At 72.7% G+C, this 6,834-nt stretch carries 6 protein-coding genes; 4 read left to right on the top strand and 2 right to left on the bottom strand.

The genetic code is table 11. From position 1 onward, the window contains the following. Positions 1-911, bottom strand: a 911-nt coding sequence (locus tag NQ160_RS11255; RefSeq protein WP_257515332.1) for an NCS2 family permease, incomplete at its 3' end; no start/stop codon positions are given. A 98-nt stretch (positions 912-1,009) separates the two neighbouring features. Between NQ160_RS11255 and NQ160_RS11260 the strand changes: the two genes are divergently transcribed. Genes NQ160_RS11260 through purH form a run of 3 tightly spaced genes read left to right on the top strand, consistent with a single transcriptional unit; the run spans position 1,010 to position 4,612 of the window. After that, a complete protein-coding gene (locus tag NQ160_RS11260; protein ID WP_257515333.1) occupies positions 1,010-2,392 on the top strand; it encodes a cell division protein PerM in 1,383 nt (460 codons plus the stop codon). Positions 2,393-2,396: 4 nt separating this feature from the next. After that, complete coding sequence (gene purN, locus NQ160_RS11265) at positions 2,397-2,990, top strand: phosphoribosylglycinamide formyltransferase (protein WP_257515334.1); 594 nt, start codon at positions 2,397-2,399, stop codon at positions 2,988-2,990. Positions 2,991-3,004: 14 nt separating this feature from the next. Further along, positions 3,005-4,612, top strand: coding sequence for a bifunctional phosphoribosylaminoimidazolecarboxamide formyltransferase/IMP cyclohydrolase (gene purH, locus NQ160_RS11270; protein WP_257515335.1), 1,608 nt, complete (start codon positions 3,005-3,007; stop codon positions 4,610-4,612). Between the two features lie 31 nt (positions 4,613-4,643). Here the strand turns inward: purH and NQ160_RS11275 are convergent, their stop codons facing one another. Continuing rightward, positions 4,644-6,071: a dihydrolipoyl dehydrogenase family protein gene (locus tag NQ160_RS11275; protein ID WP_257515336.1), complete on the bottom strand. Its 1,428-nt coding sequence runs from the start codon at positions 6,069-6,071 to the stop codon at positions 4,644-4,646. A 118-nt stretch (positions 6,072-6,189) separates the two neighbouring features. Between NQ160_RS11275 and NQ160_RS11280 the strand changes: the two genes are divergently transcribed. Then, on the top strand, positions 6,190-6,834 hold a 645-nt coding region (locus NQ160_RS11280; RefSeq protein WP_257515337.1), incomplete at its 3' end, for a bifunctional transcriptional activator/DNA repair enzyme AdaA.

Raw genomic sequence — 6,834 nt, forward strand, 5'->3', positions numbered from 1 at the left:
GCGAGGTCGGCCTCCTTCGCGAGGCCCGTCATGGTGCCCATGGCGTCGAAGAAGTTGGTGAACACCAGGGTGAACACGAACATCAGCAGGGCGACGAAGCCGACCTTGGCGAAGTCGAAGCCGAAGTCCACGGCGCCGACGAGGCTGAGGTCGGGGAGCGCGAACACCCCGCCGCTGAGACCGAAGTCCGCGACGGGCGTGAAGAGGTTGACGATGGCGGCGAGCACGGTGCCGCCCACGAGGGCGATGAGGATGGCGCCCTTCACCTTCAGCGCGATGAGGATGCCGCCGATGAGCAGCGTGACCACGAACAGCAGCGTGTCGATCGAGGCGATCGACCCGGCGGTGCCGAGCTCGAGGGGCGTGCCGCCGCCGGTGCGCACGAAGCCGGCGTTGACGAAGCCGATGAAGGCGATGAACAGGCCGATGCCGACCGTGATGGCGAGCTTCAGCTGCACCGGCACCGCGTCGAAGATCATCTTGCGCAGGCCGGTCGCCGCCAGCAGCACGATGATGAGGCCGTTGATGATCGTGAGGGCCATCGCCTCGCCCCAGGTGACCTGGCCGACGACGGAGAACGCGAGGAACGCGTTGATGCCCAGACCCGCGGCGAACGCGAACGGCAGCCGGGTGACGATGCCGAAGAGGATCGTCATGAAGCCGGCTGTGAGGGCGGTGCTGGCGGCGACGGCGGCGGGGTTGAGGACCTCACCCGACACGTCGGGGGTGGACAGGATGATCGGGTTCAGGATCACGATGTAGGCCATCGTGACGAACGTGACGAGACCGCCGCGCACCTCGGTGCCGACGGTGGATCCACGTTCGGTGATGGAGAAGAAGCGGTCGAGTGCTCCCGTCGTGGGGGCAGGCGAGGAGGCGGGCGGCTTCGCGCCCGATCGGGTGGAGGTCATACCCTAAATGTATTGCGATTCCCTGTGAGATCTGACACGCGTGACGCGCCCGCCGCCCGCACGGGACGCCCGCCCGCCGCAGGTAGGGTCGACAGCGCATGAATCGCCTTCTCGTCGCCCTCCTCGCCGCCTTCGACGCCATCCTGGCCGTCGCTGTGGGGCTCGTTGCCGCGCTCGCGCCCCTCACGCTGCTGTGGATCTTCGGTTTCGGAGCCGATGCCCCGTGGGCGGGGCTCTGGCCGGCCGCGGGGCGCATCTGGCAGCTCGGGCATCTCGTGCCACTCGCGGTGAGTCTGCCCGAGGAGCTCACGGTTCCCCTGGGGATCGACGCGGCCGCGGCGTCGTTCACCGTCTCGCTGGCACCGCTCGCGCTGACGGTGTTCACGGCCGTCTTCGCCTTCCGCTCGGGCGCCCGCGCCGCCGCCGCCGGAGCCTGGGTCGTGGGCGTGCTCACCGGTGCCGTCGTCGTGGTGGCGGCAGCGGCGGCGGTGCTCGCCACGACCGCCAACGACATCGCCGCGGTCGAGCCGTGGCAGGCCGTGGCCCTCCCCGCCCTGGTGTACACGGTGCCGGCATTCGCCGGAGCGGTGTCGGTGGCGTGGCGAGACGGCGACGACGGTGTGGTCGACAGCGTGCGCGTGGTGCTGGACCGCCGCGGCGGCGCGTGGTCCGAGGTCCCGGGTCTCATCGCCCGCGGCACGGCGATCGTGCTGATGGCGCTCATCGGGGTCGGTGCGCTGCTGCTCACCGCCGCCGTGCTGCTGCGCGGATCGCAGATCATCGCCCTCTTCCAATCCGCGCAGGTCGACGCGCTGGGCGCCTCGGTGTTCACCGTCGGCCACCTGGCCTACCTCCCCACCTTCGTGGTGTGGGCGGTCTCCTTCATCGCCGGACCCGGCTTCGCGGTGGGCGTCGACACCGTCGTCTCGCCGGTGGGCACCCAGGTCGGTCCGCTCCCGGGCATCCCGGTGCTCGGCGCGCTTCCCGAATCCGCCTCGCCGTGGCTGCTGCTGCTCGCGCTGCTGCCGGTGGCCGCCGGTGCTCTGGCGGGGTGGACGACGCGGTCGCAGCTGGTACGCGACCGTGCCGGCGTCCCCGGGCCCGAGCCGATGGGTGCGCGCGTCGTGGTGACGCTCGGCATCGCCGTGCTCTCCGGAGCGGGGGCCGCGCTGCTGGCCGCCGTTGCGTCGGGATCGATCGGTCCGGGGACGCTCGCCTCGGTGGGGCCGGATCCCGGCCCACTCGCCCTCACCGTCGGACTCGAGGCCGCGATCGGGGCCGCCGTCCTGCTTCTCTCGCCCCGCGGCCGCGACGAGCCCGGTGGCGCTCTGGAGCCCGTGCAGCGGGTGCCCGAGCCTGCGCCGACCACCGAGCCCATCCCCGTGGCGTTCGACGCGACGCCGGACCCGCACCGGGACGACGACGGCATGGCGGGGCCGGAGACCACGGCCGACCGCGGGTCGCGCCCGCCGGTAGACTGACCGCGTGCTCAGGGTCGCCGTCCTCATCTCGGGTGCAGGGTCGAATCTCCAGGCCCTCCTCGAGGCGACGGCCGATCCCGCCTTTCCGGCCCAGGTGGTCGTCGTGGGTGCGGACCGGCAAGCCGCCGGTCTCGCGCACGCGGACCACTTCGGCATCCCGAGCTTCGTCGTCCCCTGGCGTGGCGCCGCCGAGCGCGAGGCGTGGGGCGAGCAGCTGCAGCAGCAGCTCGAGCGCTGGCAGCCGGACCTCGTCGTGCTGAGCGGTCTGATGAAGCTGCTGCCCGCCGCCGTCGTCGAGGCGTGGTCGCCGCGCATCGTCAACACTCATCCGGCCTACCTCCCCGAGTTCCCCGGCGCGCACGGCGTGCGCGACGCCCTCGCTGCCGGCGCCGCCCGTACCGGGGCGAGCGTCATCGTCGTCGACAGCGGTGTCGACTCCGGGCCCATCCTCGCGCAGGAGCGCGTGCCGGTGCTGCCCGAGGACGACGAGCACACCCTGCACGAGCGCATCAAGCCCGTCGAGCGGCGCCTGCTGATCGACGTCGTCCGTCGTATCGCCGTCGGTGAGCTGGACCTCACCGCGGCATCCGCACCCTGACCCGGAGGATCTCCATGGCCGGCCCGAGCCACGACCCGTCCCTATACCGTTCCCGCGACATCGTCCCGGTGCGCCGCGCCCTCGTGTCGGTGAGCGACAAGACCGATCTGCTCGTGCTCGCCCGAGCCCTGGCCGATGCGGGAGTCGAGATCGTCTCGACCGGCTCGACGGCGGCCACCGTGCGCGAGGCGGGCTTCGCCGTCACCGATGTGGCATCCGTCACCGGATTCCCCGAGTCCCTCGGCGGCCGCGTGAAGACCCTGCACCCGAGCGTGCACGCGGGCCTGCTGGCGGACCTTCGCCTCGAGGACCACGAGCGGCAGCTCGCCGAGCTCGGCATCGCGCCGTTCGAGCTCGTGGTGGTGAACCTCTATCCCTTCGTCGAGACGGTCGCCTCGGGCGCGTCTCCCGAAGACGTCGTCGAGCAGATCGACATCGGCGGGCCCGCGATGGTGCGCGCGAGCGCCAAGAACTTCGCCAACGTCGCGGTCGTGGTCTCTCCCGAGTCCTACCCGGCCGTCATCGACGCCATCGCCCTCGGCGGCACCTCGCTCGTGCAGCGGCGGGAGCTCGCCGCCCGCGCCTTCTCGCACACCGCCGCGTACGACACAGCCGTGTCCACGTGGTTCGCCGAGCAGACCCTCGCCGAAGAAGGCGACCTGCCCGCGCACCTGACCATCAAGGCCGAGCGACTGGCGACCCTGCGCTACGGCGAGAACTCGCACCAGCGCGCCGCCATCTACACGACGACGGGCGGGCACGGCATCGCCCAGGCCACGCAGCTGCAGGGCAAGGAGATGTCCTACAACAACTACGTCGACTCCGACGCCGCCCTGCGCGCCGCCTTCGACCTGATCAAGCCCGCCGTGGCGATCATCAAGCACGCCAACCCGTGCGGCATCGCCGTGGCAGCCCCGCAGGCGCTGGATCCGATCGCGTCGGCGCACCTGCGCGCCCACGAGTGCGACCCGGTCTCGGCGTTCGGCGGCGTCATCGCCGCGAACCGCACCGTGACGCTGAAGATGGCCGAGAATCTGCGTGACATCTTCACCGAGGTGATCGTCGCGCCGGACTTCGAGCCCGAGGCGCTGGAGGTGTTCCGGCTGAAGAAGAACCTGCGGGTGCTGAAGCTCCCCGCCGACTGGCGCCAGGAGCCGATGGACGTGCGGCTGGTGTCGGGCGGCCTGCTGCTGCAGGACGCCGACCGGTTCCCGAACGAGATCGAGTCGCTCGTCGACGGCTGGCAGCTGGTCACCGGCGAGCGTCCCGCGGACGAGGACCTGATGAACCTGTCGTTCGCGTGGAAGACCTGCCGGGCGGTGAAGTCCAACGCCATCGTGCTGGCGAAGGCCTCGGCCACCGTCGGGATCGGCATGGGCCAGGTCAACCGCGTCGACTCGTGCCGGCTCGCGGTGGAGCGGGCCGGTGACCGTGCGGCCGGTTCGGTCGCGGCATCCGATGCGTTCTTCCCCTTCGCCGACGGCGTGCAGGTGCTGCTCAACGCCGGCGTGCGCACGATCATCCAGCCCGGAGGCTCGGTGCGCGACGAAGAGGTCATCGACGCGGTGCGGGCCGCCGGTGCCACGATGTACTTCACCGGGGAGCGTCACTTCTTCCACTGACGCCGAGTGAGTATTCGCGGCCCCGTTCGCGTCAGGGAGTCGGCCGCCCGTAGGCCTCGAGCCAGCGCAGCCACACCTCGCTGACGGTCGGGTACGCGGGCACCGCGTGCCACAGCCGCTCGAGCGGCACCTCGCCGACCACCGCGATCGTCGCGGCGTGCAGCAGCTCGGCGACATCGGGACCGACGAAGGTCGCCCCGACGAGCACCCCGCGGTCCTCGTCGACGACGGCGCGGGCCCGCCCGCGGTAGTCGTCCGCGTACACCGACGCACCGGCGACGGATGCCAGATCGTAATCGAGCACGCGGGTGCGCAGCCCCGCGTCGGTCGCGGCCTTAGCCGTGAGCCCCACCGACGCCACCTCGGGGTCGGTGAAGGTGACCTGCGGCACGGCGGCGCGGTCGGCGGTGGCGACGTGCGCGCCCCACGGCGCGTCCTGCACGGCGCCGCCGCGGGCGCGCGCGGCGATCACGTCGCCCGCGGCGCGCGCCTGGTACTTGCCCTGGTGGGTCAGCAGCGCCCGGCCGGTCACGTCTCCGACCGCGTACAGCCAGTCGGTGCCGTGCGCGCGCATCGTGTCGTCGGTCTCGAGCCAGTCGCCGGGGGAGAGCCCCACCGCATCGAGTCCGAGGTCGCCGGTGCGGGGCGTGCGGCCGGTGGCCACGAGCACCTCCGCGGCGGTGACGCGCGTGCCGTCGGAGAGGTGGAGCACGGCATCCGCCCCCTGCTCCCGCTCGGCACGGAGGACCTCCACCCCTCGGCGGATGTCGACACCCGCCGCGCTGAGGGATGCCGCCACGAACTCGCCCGCGAACGGCTCCATCGACCCGAGCAGGCGCGAGCGCACGATGAGGGTGACCGCGGCCCCGAACGCGGCGTACGCCGTCGCCATCTCGGCGGCGACGACCCCGCCGCCGATGATGGCCAGCGACTCCGGTACGGTCTCGGCGCTGGTGGCATCCCTGCTCGTCCACGGTTGGATGTCGGCGAGGCCGGCGACGTCGGGCAGGAGCGCGGCCGAACCGGTCGCGACGACGACCGCGTGCCGGGCGACGAGCGTGGTCGTGGTGCCATCGGCCGAGGCGACCTCGACACGACGGATGCCGGTAAGGCGCGCGTGACCGCGCACCAGGTCGATGCCGGCGCTGTCGAGCCACTGCACCTGGCCCTCGTCGGACCAGTCGTGGGTGACGCCGTCGCGCCGGCGCAGCACCGCGGCGACGTCGAGGTCGCCGGTCACCGCTTCGCGCGCTCCGGCCACGGCACGGGCTGCGCGCAGAGCGGAGGGGGCCCGCAGCAGTGCCTTGGACGGCATGCAGGCCCAGTACGAGCACTCGCCGCCGACCAGCTCGGCCTCGACGATGACCGTGGTCAGCCCGCCCTGCACTGCGCGGTCGGCGGCGTTCTCGCCGACGGCCCCGGCTCCGATGACGACGACGTCGTATTCGCGTTCGCTCATGCCCCGCACGCTAGCGTCCAGCGCCGCTCGTCGCACCGGCCTCGCTCGCGAGTACTCACTCGGCACTGATGTCCGATTCCCGCGAGTGGGTGGGGCGCGGGAGTGGCAGGCTGGAGACATGCCCGGATTCGACGAGCGCTACAGCGCCATCCACGCGCGCGACGCGCGCTTCGATGGGCAGTTCGTCACGGCCGTGCGCACGACCGGCATCTACTGCCGCCCGAGCTGCCCCGCGCGCACACCCAAGCCCGGCAACGTCGAGTTCTTCGACACGAGTGCCGCCGCCCACGAGGCCGGCTACCGCGCCTGCAAGCGGTGCCTCCCCGAGGCCGCACCGGGCTCGCCGGCCTGGGACCTGCGCGGCGACACCGCCGGCCGCGCCATGCGCCTCATCGCCGACGGCGTCGTCGAGCGCGAAGGCGTGCCGGGCCTGGCCGCGCGCCTCGGATACTCCAGCCGGCACCTCTCGCGCCTGCTGACCGCCGAACTCGGCGCCGGCCCCCTCGCGCTCGCCCGCGCGCACCGCGCGCACACCGCCCGCATGCTGCTCGTCGGCACCGACCTGCCGATCGCGGACGTCGCCTTCTCGGCGGGATTCGCCAGCGTCCGCCAGTTCAACGACACCGTGCGCGAGGTCTTCGGGATGCCGCCCCAGCAGCTGCGCGCTCGCCGTCCCGGCGCCCGCACCGGCCAGGACCCCGACGCCGACCCCGGCGCCATCGACCTCGTCCTCCCCGTGCGCCCGCCGTTCGACGTCGACGGG

Source organism: Microbacterium sp. zg.Y909 (assembly GCF_024626565.1).

Coding starts and splice junctions, on each gene's coding strand:
- NQ160_RS11260 (WP_257515333.1), top strand. CDS start 1,010: ATGAATCGCCTTCTCGTCGCCCTCCTCGCCGCCTTCGACGCCATCCTG.
- NQ160_RS11275 (WP_257515336.1), bottom strand. CDS start 6,071: ATGAGCGAACGCGAATACGACGTCGTCGTCATCGGAGCCGGGGCCGTC.
- purH (WP_257515335.1), top strand. CDS start 3,005: ATGGCCGGCCCGAGCCACGACCCGTCCCTATACCGTTCCCGCGACATC.